Raw genomic sequence first — 17,263 nt, 5'->3', positions numbered from 1 at the left:
CAAAATCCCCCCTTCTATAATATCCATATTTTACCTAGAACTCATTGGTAAGATCAATGCTTTTTTTTGCAAGAAAAATACGGCAGCCGGTCACCTAGCGACCGAATGCCGTAACTGTTGAACTTATGCAATACTTACTCTGCTTCGCTGCAATTTCCGCCTCACTTCCAGCATAAAAACGTTTAGACTTACCCAAACCCCGCCAAATACGTAACCCGCGGCTACATCGCTTGGATATTGCAAGTGGAAATAAATGAGGCTGATCCCCAGCAATAGGCATAAAAGAAACGCGGCGGCAATCATGAATAAATGAATGATTGCCTGACTGTAATGCCGCAAAATCAGAAAGACGCAAAATCCCAACACGGTAACTGCCGTAAAGGTATCCTCGCTTGGAAAGGTGTTCATGATAGGAAAACCGTACTCGGAAGAGACCGGACCTGTCCGGTGAAAGACCATCCGAAGCCCTTCGTTTAGAACGACCCCTCCAGCTGTCGTCCAGCACAAAAACAATAGTTCAAGCAGCTTGTTGTTCCCCTTGAATCGAATAACGACAAAGGTAAGGGCGATCACCGAAGCATGGAGATAAATGCTGCCAATTTGCAGGAAATCCTCCATCCGGTCATGCCACCTTGAGCCGATTATCATTAAAACCAAATAATAAATTACTTCATCAAACTGCCCAAACTCCTTCGCAACGAAATCCTGAATCATTCCGAACATAACGGAGAGTAATAATAAGAAGACAGCAAAGGAAGCGAGTATCGCATATTTGGCTTTGCCCAATGACTGTACCTGTCGAACCCCTCCGCTGACCAGATCGAGCAGGAACGCGATGATACGGTACTTGTACTTTTTCATGAGATTGTACAGCAAAAACAGCAGACCCGAAGCAATCGCAAAGATGATCAAATAACGATTCACCGTGGAATGGTACGTTTCCCATTTAGGCCCTAACACTTTTCCGAGCGAGATAAATAAGCTGACCCAAAAGACAGCCCCGGAATAAGCGTAAATCGCATACCGCCGAAACGGCATACGGGTTACTCCGCAGAAGTACCCCGTAATATGCCTGATGCCCGGTATGAAGTATGCGATAAACAACAGCTTATCGCCATATTTCTCAAACCAGACCGTTAAGCGCTCCATTTGTTCCGCACCCATATGGAACCGATGGCCGTATTTCGCAATAAACGGTTTGCCTAACCAATAACCGATCCAATAAGAAAGCGTTATACCGGCGGTTACACCGGCTGATGCGGTAAGAATGCTAAGAAGCCAGCTCAGTTTTTTCTCAAAGACCAGCATTCCCGCATAGCTCATCATGATCTCTCCGGGAAGAGGCAAGGCTAGCATTTCAAGGCATAATGCGAGAAAAATAATGCCGTAACCATACTGTTCAAGCCAAGCTGCGATATCGATGATGTATCCCCCCTTGCATCTTCCATTATTGTGAACCGGATATCAGCCGTTCATCCTAATAGAAGAACACTGTGCAATATGCAATATCCTGCACCTTCCTCCGAGACCGTGAAATAGAGCGATTAGTAATCCGTAACCAGCAGATATACCAAGAAGACGGCCGCAAGCGCAAAGCGGTAATAAGCAAATGGCGCAAGCTTAAAGCGTTCAAGCAGCTTCAAGAACGTAATAACCGCAACGAGGGCCACTACAAAAGCGACAAGGAAGCCGGTAATAAAAAATACCGTATCCGACGCGGTCAAGCTGTTATAGCTTTTTAATAACTCGAATCCGCTGGCGGCTACCATCATTGGAATTGCAATCAAGAATGAGAAGTTTGTTGCCGCTCTATAGCCAACGCCGGCTAATAATCCTCCTGCAATGGTTGCCCCCGAACGCGAAAAGCCGGGCCATAACGCCAGACATTGAAATACTCCGATAGCAATAGCTTGCTTGTAGGTAATCTGATCCAAGCCGCCGGATGGGGCAGAAGAAGACTTGCTGCTCTCTCCGAACAGCATAAAGATTCCGCCGAAAACCAAGCCTGCAAGCACGGTGTAAGCAGAAAATAAGTACGAAGTAATAAACGAGTGCAGAACCAGCCCCATCACCATCGCAGGCAAGCAGGCTAGAATAACATGAAGAAGATTAAGTCTGCCCGGCAGCTGATCTTGCTGATCCCCGGCGATATCCGGCGTTAGTCTCCCTACCCCCAGAAGGCTTAAAATTCTTCGCCAATAAATAACGGCAACAGCCAAAATGGCTCCAAGCTGTATAATAATCTCAAAGGTATCTGCCTTGTCCCCAGTGAAGCTCAACAGTTTTCCCGACAAAATCAAATGCCCCGTTGAAGACACCGGAAGAAATTCGGTTAAGCCTTCTATGATGCCCTGAACGACAGCCGTAAAAATATTTTGCATAACGGAATTACTACTCCTCTCGTAACTCATGCCTTAATTTAACCTCTCCTAATGTAAGGCGGAGATCTCAACAAGCCGTGAATATTCGATTAAATTTTTATTAATTATTATGAAGAAAAATAAAAAAGCCTGATCCTCTGATCAGACTTCTCTTTACCCTCTGCAGCGATAGCCGGCTCCCCATACCGTTTCGATATAGACGGGGTTAGCAGAGTCCTTTTCGATTTTTTCGCGAATTTTCCGGATGTGTACGGTAACGGTCTGCAAATCCCCAAGCGCGTCAACTCCCCATATCCGTTCAAACAGATGCTCTTTGCTGAATACTTTATTGGGATGACTCGCCAGGAAATACAACAGATCGAATTCTTTCGCAGTTAATACCGCTTCCTCCTCATTCACGTACACCTTGCGCGTATCCGGATCGATATACAGATCGCGAATTTGAATGATGTCTTTGGCGTCCTTTTTGCCAACTAGCCTTTCATACCTGGCCAGATGAGCCTTCACTCTTGCAACCAGCTCCGCCGGCTTGAACGGCTTGGTAATGTAATCGTCAGCTCCGAGACCTAACCCCCGAATCACGTCGATGTCATCATGAAGGGAAGTGACGATAAGAATCGGAATGTCCTGCTTCTCCCTTATTTTCTTGCATACCTCAAAGCCGTTCATCTTGGGAATCATCAGATCCAGAATGACCAGATCATAATGGCCGGACAAGCTCATGGCGAGTCCCGCTTCTCCATCGGCGGCTACCTGCACTTCAAACCCGTTAATCTCCAGGTAATCCCGCTGAAGCTCCGCAATCGATGTATCGTCTTCAATCAGCAAAACCGATTTCACCATTTTCCCCCTCCTCCCTTGAATGAATAGGCAAATACAAGCTGATGGTTGTGCCGGCTGTCCACTTGCTTGCTGCCGTTATTCCCCCGCTATGGCTCTCCATAATTTGCTTTGCGATCGCCAGGCCTAGCCCACTGCCGCCCGTCTTCATGCTCCGCGATTCGTCGGCGCGATAGAAGCGCTCGAATATGTGCGCGAGATCTTTGTCTTTCATCCCGATCCCGTTATCCGAAATCCTCATGACTGCCCGATCACCCTCCAGAAAGGCCTTCATCCGGATAACCGGCAACGGTTTGTCCATGTACCTGACGCTGTTGGAGATAATATTGTTCAGCACGCGCTTGAACTGATCTCTGTCCATGCGAACGAAATATCCGGCGGGCACATCCATATCGGGCTCGAACGCGATTGATTTTTTCTCAAGCTCGAATTGAAGCTCCTCCGACAAATCGTTAAGAAAAGGCAAGAGCTCCACCGCTTCAAAGAGGAACGGCTGGCGGTTAAGATCAAGCTTGGAGTACAGAAAGAGTTCGTTAATAAGATGTTCCAGCTCCGCGGCCTTGGCATCGATTGTTTTCATGTACCTCGCGTTTTTCTCGGGCGTGTCCGCCACCCCTTCCGTCACCCCGTCAATATAACCCCGGATGGCGGTAAGCGGCGTTCTTAGATCATGCGAGATGCTTGCAATCAATTCCTTGCGGTTCGCCTCGTATTGAGCTTGGATTTGAATAGACTCCTGCATACGCGAGCGCATATCCTCAAAGGCCATGCCTAATTGACCAATCTCGTCCTTGCCCTCAACCTGAAGCCTAAAGTCCAGGTTGCCGTTCTTCATCTCCCGCGCGGCTGTCCGCAAGGTCTGCAGGCGGCGAATAATATTTTTGGACATATAAGTCGTCAGCAGGACATGCGTAATGATCAGGATCAACAAGGAACAGACAAATAAGGTAGGGAAATACTTGCGGATGAAGTAGGTAAGCGGATCTTCCTTCGATATGATGAACAGGCTTACCGGTTCGTTCTTAAACATGACGTCAAACTGCAAAAAAACATAATTCGTGCTTCCTTCTTTTTTCTCGGTATAACCGTTCGAAGAATTAGGCCTTGCGTATTCCGGTAAATCCGCTGCCAGCCGGGGGCTTTGCTGCATATTATCGGAGCGGTAGTAGATCGCATCGCCTTTTCTTACGATAATGCCGGAATCGTTCTTCTCCAAATCAACGGACATATCCTTCAAATACGTGGAGTCCAGCAATAAATCGGGATGCCGGACCGAGGTGCGTTTGATTTCTTTGACCGCATGCTCGACGGCTTCATGACCAAACCTGTTTTCCGTCGTTTCATAAACGCCCTTTAGATTTTTCACGTCTCCTTGATAGAAAATAACCAGGAGCAGGCTGATCACCAGGATCGAAATAAGCGGTATGACCAGCATAGCCGCATAAGATAACAGCAATTTAAAGCGTATGGACATGCGAGGTAAATCTCCTTAGGGAAACAAAAATAATTTGCGCGCTTGCGTTAAGGATTGTTTCTCTATTATTGGCAATGAAAGAGAAAAGGTCAATCTCCACGATCGTGGGGCTAAATGAGCTCCTCATATTCCTTGATCGCGGACCTGATTTTCGCAGCCGAGCGCCCGGACCAATCCGTACGGAAATTGCTTGGCTTGATCAGCGATACATGGATGTTAAACGGAGCCACTTCTTTGGCAAGGCTTTCCGAGATCCCTTCAACCGCGTATTTGTACCGTTGTAATAGCCGACTCCCGGAAATGATGCCAAACCTCCAATGGAGGATAGAAAATTTTGTTCTCTAAAAATCTAATCTCTACTTTTTGTCGTACTTGTAAATGAATTTCGTAAAAGATAAAAAACACGCCATAAGACGGCGTGTTTTCTACGCTTCCTCTAACCTTGGATAATCCGGGTTACAAACCAATAAAGTCCGATGACCGCGACAAACGAAGAGGCGGCGTAATTGGCGTACTTGTAAGCTTTGTAGCGGCCGATCCAAATAAGCAGCGGAAGCAATACGGCGAGCACGGCCAATTGGCCGATTTCGACGCCAACGTTAAACGAGAACAATGTCAGCAGGAAACGGTCGCTCATCGCGCCGCGCAGCACCTCGGCGAAGCCAAAGCCATGGATGAGACCAAAGCCCATGGCGATGATCCAGCGGCGCTTTACCTTTTTGAGCCAAATATTCTCGACGGCCACATACGCGATGCTTAAAGCAATGGCAGGCTCGACGAAAGCAGGCGGCAAATTCACGATATCGAGGGCGGAAAGCGCAATCGTCAAGCTGTGTCCGACCGTAAACGCCGTCAGGACCTTCACGTAATCCCGTTTTCGCTGCTTGGCGATAACAAGCGCTGCAATAAAGAGCAGATGGTCAATGCCGCTCAAGATATGCTCGACGCCAATCCGCAAATATTCCCACATCGACATAAGCCAGTTCGGTACCTCTACCGTCGTTTTGGAAGCATCCGCCTCCGATGCTCCAAGCTGCCCGGTTACCGTATGATTGCCGTTATTAAACACGATATCCTTCGATGAACCCGCTTCGCGGATCGTGGCAAAGTTCTGATGAGCCGGATCGGTATCGAAGAAAAAGCTGTAATCGATGCTATAATCCGAAGCTCCGTCCGGGAGCGGATAGTCAAGCTTCACAAACAGGCATTGGCCATTATTTCTTTCTTTTGCCGCAATATCGCCAATCGTTGGCTCCACGGGCTGACCGCCTGCCTTGACAATGAGCGAATCCGCAATCAACGGTCGCAAATCCTCGTCCGTCCAGGACACTTCCCCTTCAGCCGGAGCTCTCGATTTCCCGGGATCAATGACAAACACGCCGCCGGAGCGCATGTCCATCCACTGGGACACTTCCGTAATATCCAAATACAAATCGTATTCCAGCTGCCCGCCGCTTACGCTGATGTCCGAATAGCCATACGTGTTCATATGCGCGTACGCATGCGGAACGATGCCAAGCAAGAGTAGACAGAACGCCAAAAGCGCAATCGCCTTTTTCATGGGATTCGCAAGCCTCCTTGGTATGCCAAACCCGAGCGGGCGCATGGAGATAGATTCTCCATGCGCCGGTCCGGTAAAAGCTGTACGTTATTTCAATTGTTCCAATAGTTCATAGACGACTTTCGCGCTTTCCAGACGCGTTGCATTCGCTTGCGGAGCGAATTGCCCGTTCTCGCGGCCGGTCATGATGCCAAGCGCGTTCGCCTTCTCAATGGCTTCTTTGGCCCAGGCGCTGATCTTGCCTCCATCCGTATAAGCAGCGTTGCCCGAGTCTGCGACAGCCGTACCTTGCTTATACTCGAGAGCACGAATGATCAGGACGGCCATCTCTTCGCGGCTGATCCGTTTGTCCGGCTGGAAGCTGTCCTCGGTAATGCCCGTTACGATTCCCGCTTTAAGGGCTGCGGCTACGGCATCCGCATACCAGCTGCCCGCTTTCACGTCCTTGAACTTCGATGCCGCCGAATCGGACCCGCTAAGTCCAAGCGCTCTCGACAGCAGCGTCACGAATTCCGCGCGCGTCGTAGACTGGTTGGCGCCAAACTTGCTGTCGCTGATGCCATTTACGATACCGCGGAACGATAGCTCCTGCACGTAATGATAAGCCCAGCTGCTTGAGGAGACGTCGCTGTACGGCTTGTTATATTCCATAACGATATACTTGCCCGGTTGATCAACGGACGCCGTAAAGCTGCCATCCGCGTATTCGCCGCCGATCCAGACGGCATTGCCGCTCTCGTCAATCCGGTAAATGCCCGCAAGCTTGACGTTATTGATCGAATCCGCCTTCAAATCAATCTTGACCGGACTAGGCAGCGTGCCGATATTAGTCAGACCGCCGGATTTGCCAAGCTCGCCGAAGGAAAGCTGCAAGGCCGCGCCTTTCGCTTCCATATTCGCATTACGCTTACTTCCCGCAGCCGCTTCTGCCTGATCGATTAAACTCTGCGCCATTTGGTCCAGCTTGATAACGAGCTGGCTGCCATCGCCGAGCTTTCCGCCGAGAGACTGCAGAACCGTACCCGGTATGGTAACCATAACGCTGCTGCCGGTGTCGACCTTCACTTCGCGGCTGCCGATTTTGGCCAGCGTTTCTTTGCTAAGAGCGATTGCGCTGTCACCCGTATCCGGCTTCAGCGTCACTTCTCCCGCTGCAGGGATCGCATTTGGTGAAATAACCGTTACATCCGGACTTGAATCCGGATTAGACGGAGTGCTCGGATTCGATGGAGTTGTTGGCGGTACCGTCTTAGAGCCCGTCGAGAAGCTCCATATATCCGAAGTCGAGCTGTCGCCGTTTATGTCCGTGGCCGTTGCGTACCAATGATATGCGGTATTGCCTGCTAGACCAGGCCAGCTTGCGGTAGCCGTGCTGCCGCTTGCCACGTACTTCTGACTGCCGATTTCTTTGCTGCCAAAGACGTTTACTCCGATAAAATCGGTCGCAACCTGCTTGCTTGGATCCTGCGTCTTGTAAGGCAGCAGGAAGTCGTCCTTGCCTTCTTCCTCGAAGAAATTGCTGTCGTTCATGTAAGCCGAGTAAGTCGTTACATGAATCTGATTAGCGGCCAAATTAAATTCCAGGAATCTCATGTAGCCTTGTCCGCCCTGCGGGCCGGATTGGTAATCCGCCAGCATCTCGATAACGACGCGGTCGCTGTTCTCGACGTGCTTGACGTTATAAGCAACGCCATGCAAATGTCCGCAAAGCACCATCTTAACATTCTCATTCTTCGCTACGATTTCGTTCCAGATCATCTCGCCTTGACCGGAATAAGCGCCCGTCGGTGAAATATATTCATGGGTACCGATAATGACGTAACGGTCCGGGTACTTCTTCAGCACGTCGTTTGCCCATTTCACCGTGCTCTCCTGAATGTTCCAGCCCAGGTACATGATCAGGAAATCCTGGCCTTTGACCGAAATCAAGTCGTAGTGGTCGCGGTTATTGTTCAGGTCGTCGCCATAATACGGCTGATCCTTGAACCGCTCGCGTCCGAAGTACTTCCAATATTCCGTGTAGTTGGATTCGTCGTGATTGACGTCATGGTTGCCCGTTACGACGCCATACGGAACGCCGGCATCCTCCAGACGCTTCATGCTGTCGCTCGCAACCTTCCACTCGTCCGGACGGTTGAAGTCATCGACCAAATCGCCGGTGTGAATGAGATAGGAAATTTTCTTCTCGTCCTTCATGTCGGCTACGTATTTCATTTCTTTGTCGTAAATTTCCGGATAGGAATCGGAGTAATATTGCGTGTCGCTCGCCCATGCGAAGCTGAAGTCGACTCCGTCCTCGGCAGCCGGCACGAGATCCTGGACAAGCACGTGAATCGTTTTGTCTCTAACCATATCCGACGCGCTGACCTTCGCCTTCAGCTCGAAGTCTTCCGCCCCAACGCCCGATGCGGCTCTTACCCACTTGTTCGTATTGTAATTCCAAGCATACAGGGTCACTTGACGGTCCGGCAGCGAATGCCCTTTCCAGACTACTTCTACGTTTGCGATATCGACCGGCTCTTGATCCAGCTTGAAGTCGTAACGCTGGTACGGGAACAGGCCGTCCGCGTCGGTGACGAAATAACTGCCGTCCACCGCTTTCACCTGATTAACCGCTTCCGCGGAAACCGCCGTTTCGCCAGCCGGGTTCAGCTCCAGCGGAGGTTCGCGGTCCGTCGAATTGGAAAAGCCCGCAATGTCCGTACGATTGCTGTAATTGTATCGGTACGCTTCGCGGAAGCTGACATCCATCGCATCCCCGTTCGGATCGCTTACCTTTACGCTAAGCTGCGCATTAGTTCCAACGTTTGCAGCGTTATCCCCAGGCGTTGGCTCGAAAGATTGACTTGGTGTCTCGTCGCCGACGCTGAAGGTCGCGGAAGAAGCCGCAGCATTGCCGGCTTTGTCCGTAACCGTAACGGTAAATACATGATCGCCGGCAGACAGCTCGGATGCTTTCACTTGACCTGGCAGCGTTACGGCTTCACCATCCAACGTAGCCGTCGTTGTGCGAATACCGGAGGTTGCGTCTGCAGCTTTAACGTTCAGCGCGATATTGCCGCTGTAGGTTTCGCCGTTCTTAACGGAGAACTCTTCGAATACCGGGAGCGTGTTGTCGATGATAGCCGTTACGCTTGCCTTGGTTCCCGCTTCGGCATCGGACACCTCGAAGACGTGCTCGCCATCGGAGAGCGTAGTTGTATCCAGCGTTGCTGCTGTGCCTTGGAACAACGATTCGGGCAGATTGACGGTCAGCTCGAGATATTCGAAATAGCCGGCGCTGTCGCCGACCTTTTGCCGTTTGGCCGGATCAACAACGGTAAACTGGTCTTTATCGAGCACCTTGCCTCTCGCAGTGATAGCGGCTTGCCCGCCATTGCCGAGCAAGAACCTCATGTTCTCGATCTTGTAGTCATCGTTATTGCCTTCCGTGCCAAGCGGATCCAGCTTGTTGCCGGCCGTCACGAGCAGCACGTTGTTGCCCGGCTTCAGCAGACTTTTAGGTACGGTTGCGACATGAGGCGCAAGATAGGATACGTTAGGGAACGTCGATACCAGCTGTCCGTTCACGTATAAACCGTCATTAAAGCTCTTCTCCATATTGTCGGCGTCAAACGTCAGATAAGCATCGTCGTTTAACGCCTTCCCGCTGCCCAGCGTCTGGCCGTCCGCTTTCAAGCTTAACGCGCGTCCCGCATCAAGGGCATTGCCTTGAATCCGGGCATTGCCTTTCAGGAAGCTGTTCGGAGCTGTATCGAGCCACAGCTTGCTTTTTGGTTCAAAGGTAACCGAGTAAAGGGCCCCTCCGCCATCCGTCGAACGGGAAACGTTCTGGCCGTCCGCCGCTTCGATATAATAGTCGAGAGCTTCTGCCCCAAGTATTTTATCCAAAGCGATTGTACCGCTGTATTCGTTTGGATTGGTCAACGAACGAAGCATGTTAGCTTCCTGATAGGCGGAATCGCCCTTCTTTTTGAAGAAGAGAGTTGCCCGGTCAACTTTGACATCGTCCAAGATGGTCGCCGCAACGTTCAAGCTGCCAAATGGCTGGTTGCCTGCGGGAGCCGTATAAGTGATTTCCGGCTTTGTCGCGTCCTCGGGAACCTCGACGGTTATTTCCGGCACCTGTCCTTCGACGATTACGCCCGGCGTAGCCGTCTGGCCGGCGGAGCGCTCGAACATCCGATTCAAAAATTGCGGATTCGAATCGCCTTTCGGATATTCGTATACAACGCTTTTTCCGTCGTCATTCACTTCATCCTTGCCAACGTTATACCAGGCCTGCGAAATGGCGCCGCCCCAATGGCCAACCCAATCGGCGGCGTCCGGAGCGATCAGAATACGTCCCTCGCTTGTATTGTCCATTCCGATCGAGTAAAGAGAAGTCAATTGCGCGCTTGTCAGATTTACAGGCGAACCCGTTACCGAGCTCCAATGCGCGTTGAAATCCGCCAGCGTCTTGTCAAGGCTTAAGTCGGATTTGACCCAAATGACCGCCGATTGCTTCGAAGGCAGATTAAAGTCCTCCGATAAATCCCATCTGATCGTCGCGCCATGCGAAAATTCGTAATAGATCGCATAGTCCTTCAGATTAACGGATCGATCCGTGTTGTTGTATACCTCGATGTACTCGTACATATCGCTGCCCTTATCATCCGGAACAAGCTCCGTAACGAGAAGCGCAGGAGCGGCATCCGTCACCGAGTGGAATATCCGAACCTGAAACGGGCTGCCGGAGAAGGGATTCTTTCTCGTATGAAGCCCGTCCGTCGCCTCAATGTAGTAATAGAGGTATTCGGCCTCCTCGCTCATGGCTTCCTTTGGAATAACCCCGCTATAGCGGTTTTCCGCACCCGCGGTCATATTGACGGAGCCGTAATCCGCATCCTTATCCGTCTTGAAGTAAAGCTTGGCGCCTTGAACAGTGCCAGCCGCACTCGTAATAACGGCATTGATCGGAATATCTTTAACCAAAGTCGAGCCTGCTACCTGCGCATGCTCGATTTGAGGGGAAAGCTGACCGGCGGCCAAAGAACCCGGCGTTGGCGCAACCTTGCTTCCGACCTTCTCCATCAGCTTCGTTTTTTGGCCATCCACTTTATAGATCACGGCCGTATTGTTCAAGTCGTCGCAATTGGTAGCCGCTTCGGCCGGGCAGCCGTCGTTGTATTTGGCCGATACGATCGTGTCGACCGTTTCTCCGGTCTTCTTCACGATCGATACCGTATGCTCATTCGTATTGATCAGATTGCCGGACGGGTGATTAAACGAGACGATGTCGTTGTCGGTAAGCGACACGTTATAAGCTCCGTTGAACTTGTCCAGCGAGCCGTTTTGTTCATCGCTGTAATAAGCGCGCACAACCATAGTCTGGTTTGGCTGGATCGTCTTGTTATCCCTGAACGTCCACTCGTATGCGAGCGCAGAACCGTTAAAATACTGGATTTGGTAGTCATTCAACGCGATTGGCTCGCTGCTGTTGTTATAGATCTCGAAATACTCCCAGGCATTTACGTCCCCGCTGCCGATATTCGGGGTGTTAAACACGATTTCCGAAATGAGCAGAACCGGGGGCAGCTCCGGCTCTTCCGGCTGCTGGGGCTGCTTGATCTGCAGCTCGTAGAAGCTGTCGGCCGCGGACGGGCTTCTGGTCATGCCGGCAGCGTTCGTTGCTTCGATATAGTACTCCACCTTGCTTGTCCCTTGCATCACGCTTGCGGGGATTACGCCGGTCAGTACGCTAGAGGAATCCTTGACGTTAATGTCTGCCGGCGTAAAAGCAGCATCTTCCGCTTTCTTGTAATAGAGCTTCGCGGAGAGCAAAGCACCGTCGCTGCTCACGTCGGCTGTCACGGAGAAATTTTGCGGTTCGATGGGTACAGTTACCGGAACATGGGTTAATACCGGAGGCGTAGTCGCCGGAACGCCCGTATCCGCAACCGGCTGACCCGCAATAAGGCTTCCCGGCGTTGGCGCTTGCTTGGATGCCAGCTTGGTCATCGCCGTTGCTCCGCTTAACGGATTATAGGCAAATACGATGCTTTTGCCGTTGCTGTCGTCGATGTTGTTGGAGGAGTTGATGAGCGGAGCCCCTGCGGCATCCGCATCGTTATATCTCGCGGAAATAACGGTTTCTTTGTTTAAAGAACGCTTGACCGATACCGTCTGTGTACCGGTGTTCGGAAGATTGCCGCCGCTGGACTGGTCCATAAAGGCGACTTGTGTCTCCGTCAGTTCGGCGTGGTATGCCGAGTTAAAAGATGCAAGCGCGTTATGCTCTGCTGCCGTAGCAGGATCGGAAGCATTGCTTTGACCTTTTACAACAATCGTCTGATGAGGCTCAAGCATGCGGCCAGCTTCGATGGGATACTCGTAATGAGCGCCGCCGTTATAGCTGTCGCGGGTAATAAAGTAGTCACCCAGCGAAATCGCAGTGTCGCTGTTATTGTACAACTCGACATATTCCCAAGCGTTATCGTCCGTACCGCTTCCGCCCGGAGGCGTATAGTTCGGAGAATTAGCCACGATTTCCGTAATCAATAGCTCCGGTCCGAGCTGCGACGCCTCCGCGTTAGCCGTCCCGGACGCGCCAATCGGCAAGCCCGTTACGACAAGCGCTACCGTCATCGTTCCCGCGATGAACCGCCGCCGCGCTTGTTTGAACAACCTATTCATTCCTCACACGCTCCGCTTCTATTAAGATTGCTGCTGCCTAATTCACAGACAGTGTAATCTAGCGGATGCGGAATGCCTATTCACATTTCATTCGATAGCATACAGCTCTTTAGAATGGAAGACGGTTTTCCGGCAAGTCCGTACTTTCTGCATATTATCTAATATAGGGTCTATCATTTTTTTGACATTCAGATAACACTAGCTTAACTCCAGACTCACTCTATGGAAGTATTATGAATAAATGGACAAATACAACTGGAAAGCAGGGTGCCTTTCATGAGAATGTTTATGCGGAAAGGGCCTTCCCACAGCTACAGAAAGCTAGGTTCGAATTTACCCCAGTCCGCTCTGTCTCGCTTGGAATGCTTAAACCGTTTAAGGAATATTAACGGAGTCTTGGGTGCGGATTGGAGCAACCGGCTGCCAGCCAACCGTAGCTGTCATGTTGTGCTCTTTCATTTTCGATTTTCCAAAGAAGCTTGCGCCAATGATGAACAACCGTATATCCTGCATAGCGTCGCCGAATTCCTCCATAATCGGATAAGCGAGAGGTTTAACGACACCGACACGTTCCAGATCGAGACGGATTGCGTGGTAACGGTCCTTTATGGAGGTATCCGCGAGAAAATCGCCTCTTTCATGCATACCTTGCAACCGCTGTTGAAACGGCAAAATATCCGCTGCCCTGTCACTATAGCCGTCGGCACGCAAAGCGTTCGTTATCATGACCTTGGCGCCGCCTATCAGGAAGTACGGCAAATGGCCATGCAGGCGAACCTGACCGAGGATATACAGTTTATTGACAAGCTGCAGGCAGCTCCTCCAATGCTGTTAAACCCGAAACACGAGCAGGCTCTGGGTTCGTTTATGCAATCGGGCAACGCCGAGGGTGCCATACAGCTGATGTCCCAGATTATCGATCTTTTCGTCAAAAACGGCGCCTCCGTTCAAGTGTATCGGCACTTGGCCGATCTTATCGCATCCAAAGTGTGGATTAATCTGGAGCCGCTGCACTTAAAGGCCGAATCCGTTGATAAGGCCTACTCCATTATCAGGCAAGTGAGGGAATGCGCCACCGTGCAAGATTATTTGGATACGTTTACAGAGCTTTTTGAGTGCGTAGCCGCCTTCATCAACGAAACGCAAGAACGTCAGGATCCAATCGCAGCCTTGATAATGGATATTTTGAACACCCGTTACTCTCAGGATTTGTCGCTTGCCTATCTGGCCCAATTGCTAAACATGTCACCCGCGTATTTGTCCGTCTATATAAAAGAAAAAACCGGAGCCAACTTCAGCGACCATCTGAACGAAATCCGCATCCGCAAGGCCAAGGAGCTGCTTATCGTCACCGGGATGTCTATCCACGACATTGGCGTACATGTCGGGTACGAGAACATAACGTCCTTCAACCGGATGTTCAAAAAGCAGATCGGGATGCCGCCCGGCGAATTCCGAAAGCAGCAAATTTCTCACATTCATAAGGTCAAATAAATGGAGAAGGGCAGTATCTCGGGTGAACCACCTGAGATACTGCCCTTCTTGTCGTTTTATCCGAGGAGATCCGAAATAACCGGATCTTTTTTCATTACGCGAAGGATAACCGTCAAAGCTTCAGCCCTTGTAAGGGTATCGTCCGGCGCAAACCGGTTTCCGCCCTTGCCATGGATAATTCCGGCTGCCGTGGCTTCTTCAATCATCTTCTTAGCCCAATGCTGGGGCGCTATATCAATGAAAGTATTGGATTCACCGGAATTGCTTTGCATAATAAGTATTTTCGAAAGAATGGCAACCATCTCGGCACGCGTAATCGTTTGGTCAGGGTGGAATGTTCCATCGGGATATCCGCTGATAACGCCGTAGTCAGCAAGAATTCCAATGGACTCTTGTGCCCAGGAGGTAGGGGTATCCTCAAATTCTTTCCCGCCATTGTCCGAACGTAAAGCAAATGCTTTAACGACAAGCGTACTAAACTCAGCTCTCGTAACAGAGGCATCCGGGCGGAAATTGCCATCCGGATAGCCCGCGATTATGCCTATCTTAGCGCCAAGTGAAATATCTTTGGAGGCCCAATGGGACGCCGTGTCTTGGAACGATGTTGGTTTCCCGGCGTTTAAGGCAGCTTGTATTGATACTTTAAGCCGGTCGGTAGAGACGAAATCGCGGAAGATCTTCGTAGCCGGGAGCGTTCCGGGACCCGGGCCGGAGACGCTTCTCACTGTCACGCTTATGTCTATGGATTTGGTTCCGTAAACGGCAGTGATCACTGTACTGCCTGTCAGGAGACCTGTAATGCTTCCGTTTGAAACGCTCGCGATTGCAGGATTTTGAACAGACCAAGAAACCAATGAGGTCACATCCGCCTCTGACAGGTTGGAATACTTGGCCGTAATGACCGTTGTCGCCGTTTGACCTGCCAACAAGCTAAATGTATTCGGACTGGAGCTTAAGCCGCTTAACGCGATCAGGGTAATGTTCTTTGTTACACTGCCGCTGTTGCTTGCTCCGTCGTTTACGATGAAGCTGACCGTGCGAGCCGCCGTATCCGGTGCTGCGGCTATATTGTTATAGGTAACGGCTCGCAAGGCGTTTTGCCATTGGGGCAAGGTTGCAGCACTTCCTGCGGAAGTCATCGTCAACTCCCCGCTCGTGCTCGAAAAACTAGCCGTAATATTGCCGTATTTCGCAGCATTGTCGTTGGTGAATGCCAGCACATCCTCTTGGGCGATGAAGTGGCTTGAGACGCTAACCGATGCACTTGCAAGCGTCGTGTTGTCCAAGTCGGTTATCGTCAGACCGCTGTCTACGGCTACCGGAGTTGAAGCTGCCTGATCACCGGACCTAAAAATGACCGAACTGTTGCTAGCGGTTAGGATAGGCGTCTGATTCGTGGCAGTTACGGTAACGGTTCTCGTTGTAGTATTGCTGGTATTGCCAGCACCATCGATGGCACTGAAGCTGATTGTACGCGTTGCCGTATTTGGTATGATGGCAGCATTTGTATAAGAAACAGTACGCAAGGCGCTTTGCCACTGCGAGAGCGTAGCCGTAGCACCCGCGGACGTCAGTGTCAACACACCCATGGCTGCATCATAGCTAGCCGTGATATTCCCCATTGTTGCACCGTCATTGGTAAAGCGAAGGATGTCTTCACCTGTTTGGAAGCCGCCCGCAATTTCCACGGACGCGCTTGCAAGCGTAGCACTGACTCCATCTGTCACCGTTAGACCGGAGTCGATAATAACCGGTATAGAGGTTGTGTTATCTCCAGCCACGAAGGAAGCCGAGCCGTTGCTCGCGGTCAAGTTTGGCGACCCGGCAACATGTACCGTATTCGTAGCAGCGGCGCTCGTTTTTGAGCCGTCGCTCCCTTTGTAGCTGATGATTCGGTTTCCTGACGCAATGCTCGTTGTCGAAAACGCAACTGAACGCAAGGCATTGGACCATTGCGCCAACGTGGCTGTCGCGCCAGAGGATGTCAGCGTCAGCACGCCCGAAGCTGCATTATAACTTGCGACAATATTGCCGTACATGGCTGAATTCGTATTGATAAAAACTAGCATATCACCAGACATGTAGCCTGCCTCGATGGATACCGTAGCGCTGGATAACGTCGTATTATCCAAATCGGTTACCGTCACGCTGGAGTCAATCGTGACAGAAGAGCTGCCGGACACGTAAGTTGTCGTCCCGCCGGACACGGTCAAGATAGGCGTCTGGTCCGTCGCCGACACCGAAACGCTCCTCGTTGTTGTATTGCTGGTATTGCCAGCCCCGTCAGCCGCATTGAAGCTGATCGTACGCGTTGCCGTATTCGGCGTTACGGCCGTATTCGTATAGGCAATTGAACGAAGGGCGCTTTGCCACTGCGCTAACGTTGCTGCAGCACCCGCCGACGTCAGCGTCAGCAAGCCCTTAGATGCATCATAGCTTGCCGCAATATTCCCCATGGTCGCTCCGTCGTTAATGAAAGCCAACACGTCTTCCCCAGCAAAAAAGTTGCCTGTAATAGCCACTTCCGCGCTTTCGAGCGTCGTACTAACCGCGTCGGTTACGGTTATGCCAGAGTCGACCGCAACCGGAGTCGAGACCGTATTGTCTCCTGCAGCAAATGAGGCTGAACCCAAGCTGGTCGTTAAATTAAGACCCGAAGCGGCGAATATGGTAGGCGTAATGTAATTTCCTGCACCCAATTGAAAGATCAATGCGACAATAACCATAAACATCCATTTTCGTGATAAGTTTTTCATGAGAACCCCTGTCCTTTTCCTATGAATGTATAAAATACGGTAGATAAACTATATTAATTATAGCTCTAAATATCTATATGAA

General features: G+C 50.8%; 9 protein-coding genes. 1 reads left to right on the top strand and 8 read right to left on the bottom strand.

Annotation, left to right across the window (positions count from 1 at the left end):
- Positions 1 to 123 precede the first annotated feature (123 nt).
- The 7 genes from EV294_RS02440 to EV294_RS30200 form a co-directional block, all read right to left on the bottom strand.
- On the bottom strand, positions 124 to 1,380 hold the full coding sequence (locus EV294_RS02440; protein ID WP_279513557.1) for a VTT domain-containing protein: 1,257 nt from the start codon (positions 1,378 to 1,380) through the stop codon (positions 124 to 126).
- Between the two features lie 164 nt (positions 1,381 to 1,544).
- Positions 1,545 to 2,381, bottom strand: a complete 837-nt coding sequence (locus tag EV294_RS02435; RefSeq protein WP_132303438.1) for an undecaprenyl-diphosphate phosphatase — start codon at positions 2,379 to 2,381, stop codon at positions 1,545 to 1,547.
- A gap of 153 nt (positions 2,382 to 2,534) precedes the next feature.
- Complete coding sequence (locus tag EV294_RS02430) at positions 2,535 to 3,224, bottom strand: response regulator transcription factor (RefSeq protein WP_207918086.1); 690 nt, start codon at positions 3,222 to 3,224, stop codon at positions 2,535 to 2,537.
- Positions 3,199 to 4,695 (bottom strand): sensor histidine kinase, encoded by a 1,497-nt coding sequence (locus tag EV294_RS02425; RefSeq protein WP_132303436.1) that lies wholly within the window; start codon positions 4,693 to 4,695, stop codon positions 3,199 to 3,201. The genes EV294_RS02430 and EV294_RS02425 overlap by 26 nt, the downstream gene beginning before the upstream one ends.
- 436 nt (positions 4,696 to 5,131) lie before the next feature.
- The gene (locus EV294_RS02415; RefSeq protein WP_165930562.1) at positions 5,132 to 6,256 is read right to left on the bottom strand and encodes a HupE/UreJ family protein; all 1,125 of its coding nucleotides are present in this window, start codon (positions 6,254 to 6,256) and stop codon (positions 5,132 to 5,134) included.
- Between the two features lie 87 nt (positions 6,257 to 6,343).
- Positions 6,344 to 12,931, bottom strand: coding sequence for an S-layer homology domain-containing protein (locus EV294_RS02410; RefSeq protein WP_132303432.1), 6,588 nt, complete (start codon positions 12,929 to 12,931; stop codon positions 6,344 to 6,346).
- A gap of 375 nt (positions 12,932 to 13,306) precedes the next feature.
- A complete protein-coding gene (locus EV294_RS30200; protein ID WP_165930561.1) occupies positions 13,307 to 13,657 on the bottom strand; it encodes a hypothetical protein in 351 nt (116 codons plus the stop codon).
- A 33-nt stretch (positions 13,658 to 13,690) separates the two neighbouring features.
- Between EV294_RS30200 and EV294_RS30195 the strand changes: the two genes are divergently transcribed.
- Positions 13,691 to 14,425 (top strand): helix-turn-helix domain-containing protein, encoded by a 735-nt coding sequence (locus EV294_RS30195; protein WP_165930560.1) that lies wholly within the window; start codon positions 13,691 to 13,693, stop codon positions 14,423 to 14,425.
- A 56-nt stretch (positions 14,426 to 14,481) separates the two neighbouring features.
- Here EV294_RS30195 and EV294_RS02400 read toward each other — a convergent pair whose 3' ends face one another.
- Positions 14,482 to 17,181, bottom strand: coding sequence for an S-layer homology domain-containing protein (locus tag EV294_RS02400; RefSeq protein ID WP_132303429.1), 2,700 nt, complete (start codon positions 17,179 to 17,181; stop codon positions 14,482 to 14,484).
- Positions 17,182 to 17,263: the final 82 nt, after the last annotated feature.

Source organism: Paenibacillus sp. BK033, assembly GCF_004345425.1.
Taxonomy (GTDB): Bacteria; Bacillota; Bacilli; order Paenibacillales; family Paenibacillaceae; genus Pristimantibacillus.
Note: the sequence above shows the minus strand (reverse complement) of the source record. Positions and strands in the feature narration are given on the sequence as shown.